The sequence below is a fragment of the Lentiprolixibacter sp. genome (assembly GCF_982873095.1).
Genome location: NZ_CEYNTP010000313.1, coordinates 1 through 2625, shown reverse-complemented (window position 1 = coordinate 2625; position 2625 = coordinate 1). Strand labels below are relative to the sequence as shown.

The window sequence follows — 2625 nt, the reverse complement described above, 5'->3', positions numbered from 1 at the left end:
ATCTCTTCCCTGTACTTCCATTTCTTCCTGATCGGCATCCCTGATATACGGATTGTACCCTCGTCAGGAATTACCATCCCAAGAACAGATTTGATGAGTGTGGTCTTGCCTGAACCATTGGGCCCCAGTACAGCGTAGATACCGCCTTTGGAAATACTGAGGTCTACCCCTTTGAGCACTTCATTCTTACCGTAGCGCTTGTGCAAGTTCTCAACCTGAATCATTGGATCTTTTTCATTTGAGGTTGGGCATCCGTTAAATTATCGGGTGTAAACACGGGCGATACGCGTTCCGAAAAATCGATCAGGTCCATAAAAAGGCTGCGCAAAAGGATTAGTGTTTCCGGAGTTCGGTTTACAATATAGGAAAAGAGCTTCACGGGACGGTGCGGAACATCCCCAACTCCGTCTTTATCCAAGTCATATCCGGAATAATTGCTCCAATAATTCCCTGCAAAGGTGTTGTCGTTAACATTGCTGTTGTAAGATAGGTCGAAGGAGTTATACAGGAAATTGTTCTTGTGGAAGGAATTCGAATAACAGGCTCCCAACACCTTTATGGCCCATCCATTACTAATAAAGTCATTCTCCTGGTAAGTAATTCGGTTAGACCCTTCAATGTTAATACCAACGGTATTTTCCTCAAAAACATTACCGGTGATCTCTGCGTCATTTATTTCCTTCAATAACATACCGTAGGAAGCCGGACCCCAGTTTTTACGAAAGCGGTTCCCCGTCATCCGGATCTGTTTGGAAAACATAACTGCAACCCCGGCGCCATTGTTCTCGAAAAGATTATCCGTATATCGGTTGTTGTTGGAAAACATGAAATGCAAACCATATCTCAGGTTCTTACGGCTTTCATTTCCCCGAATACGTATGGAATCTGAAAACTCGAGATAGATCCCGTCCCGGACGCCTTCTATTTGGTTCTCAATAACCGATATATTTTTTGAGTACCAGAGATGTACCCCATTGCCCGAATTGTATTCATCTCTTGCTATTCCGGATATCAAATTACCCTTCACTATGCCATGGGAGGATTTTTCAAGAAAAATGCCGAAAAATAGATTCCCGAAACAGTTATCCGTAATATTGAAATTTCTGCTTTGAACGACGCGAATGGCAGAATGGTCAGAGGTATAGCTCACCCCAACATTTATAATATTCAAGCCTTGGATACGCACATCATCTGATGCCACCCTGAAAATCTCCCCCTTTTCCTGCCCGTCTATTACGGGATACCCTTCACCAATTATACTAAGCGGTTTATCAATAAGGATATTGTATTCCTGGTATACCCCTTTTTTGATAAGAAGTGTATCCCCTTCTTTCGCCAGGTCGATCCCCTCCCGTATACTAACCACCTCACAGGTATTGCAGACTTCAATGCGCTGTGCCTTGCATTGGGGGATAAGCAGGAGTAAGCCCAGCGCCAATAAAATAATGTTATGTTTCCATACCGGTATCATAGTACTCCTCCGCTTCGTGCGCTGAAACCTACCAGCACAAAGAGAATAGATAAAAAAGTTACGGCGATGATATGAAACGCCAAAGGGCGAAGGGCCTTTTTTGGAATAAGGATCAGCCGGGCATGAAGTGCCAATAACAAGGTGAGTATGAGTAAGCTGAATTTTATCAGAATATGTCGGGTATAGTGGTCCTGCCAGTTTAATTGAAAGATATCCGGAGCGTAATAGCTCGTCATATAGACCCCGGAAACTACCAGTATGAATAAGGCAGGAAGGCCAATGGGTTCAAAGCGGGATTCAAAATATTCTATGATCCTAAAGTCTTTTTCCCTAAGCGCTTTCGGCAGAAATCCCAAGGAAAGGATCAAATGGCCACCGGTCCATATGGTAGCGGCAAGAATATGGATAAATATGATGGTTTTAATCATCATGTCAGCGAATAATAAGGATTCTCGAATTTTCCCTTGCTGAAACCGAATGTGCTCTGTTCGCGGGGAAGGAAAAATCCTCTAAGGCTTCAATAGGATAGGTGTTCCCTTCTATAGTAAAATCTATAGCCCCGTCGAGAACCAGAAGAAAGGCCGCTTTAGGGGAGGTGTGTTCTGGTAATTCGGCTCCCTTTTCAAGCGTTATGCTTAGGATCTCAAACGCTTTGTTTTTCAGGTGCTTTTTTACACTGATACCACTGATGTGTTGTGTCTTTATTTGTTGTCCAACCTCGTACATAGGCTATTTTTTTAAGTGCGCTTTTAATTCCTGCCAGGTGTAGACCTGACCCCCGTGAAGGGTACGTGCGTCCCGTGCATCCGCTTCACTTGCAAAAGCCGTAAGATACGCCCCCATCGGACTTGGGATTCCTTCACTGATGAGATAGGTAGCCCCAGAAGCTTCAATCAATTCCCCGGGTTGGACATATCCATTTACCAAAAATAGTGCATTGGAAGGGTCCTTTACAGCGGGCATATAGTTGAACATACATTCCACAGCATCAAATTTGTACACCTTTCCTTTACCGGTAACTACTTCTGCACCGTGCTGCTTGTCAACTATGGTCATCCGACAGAAATGACAGGTATCTGAACCGTATGCTATAGGCTTGGGTTCCACGGCACAGCCCACCAAAACGAACAGTGGCAGTAGTAGCGATAACATGT

General features: G+C 44.2%; 5 protein-coding genes. All 5 read right to left on the bottom strand.

Translation table 11 applies throughout. The features are described from left to right. Window positions 1-224, bottom strand: a 224-nt coding sequence (locus tag AC4E7D_RS13715) for an ATP-binding cassette domain-containing protein (RefSeq protein WP_490174345.1), incomplete at its 3' end; no start/stop codon positions are given. Beyond that, window positions 221-1471 (bottom strand): nitrous oxide reductase family maturation protein NosD, encoded by a 1251-nt coding sequence (locus AC4E7D_RS13710; protein ID WP_490174344.1) that lies wholly within the window; start codon window positions 1469-1471, stop codon window positions 221-223. The genes AC4E7D_RS13715 and AC4E7D_RS13710, both read right to left, overlap by 4 nt. Next, window positions 1468-1902: a CopD family protein gene (locus tag AC4E7D_RS13705; protein WP_490174343.1), complete on the bottom strand. Its 435-nt coding sequence runs from the start codon at window positions 1900-1902 to the stop codon at window positions 1468-1470. The genes AC4E7D_RS13710 and AC4E7D_RS13705 overlap by 4 nt, the downstream gene beginning before the upstream one ends. Before the next feature lies 1 nt (window position 1903). Continuing rightward, the gene (locus AC4E7D_RS13700; RefSeq protein WP_490174342.1) at window positions 1904-2197 is read right to left on the bottom strand and encodes a cupin domain-containing protein; all 294 of its coding nucleotides are present in this window, start codon (window positions 2195-2197) and stop codon (window positions 1904-1906) included. 3 nt (window positions 2198-2200) lie between these two features. Continuing rightward, window positions 2201-2623 (bottom strand): nitrous oxide reductase accessory protein NosL, encoded by a 423-nt coding sequence (locus AC4E7D_RS13695; RefSeq protein WP_490174341.1) that lies wholly within the window; start codon window positions 2621-2623, stop codon window positions 2201-2203. Window positions 2624-2625: the final 2 nt, after the last annotated feature.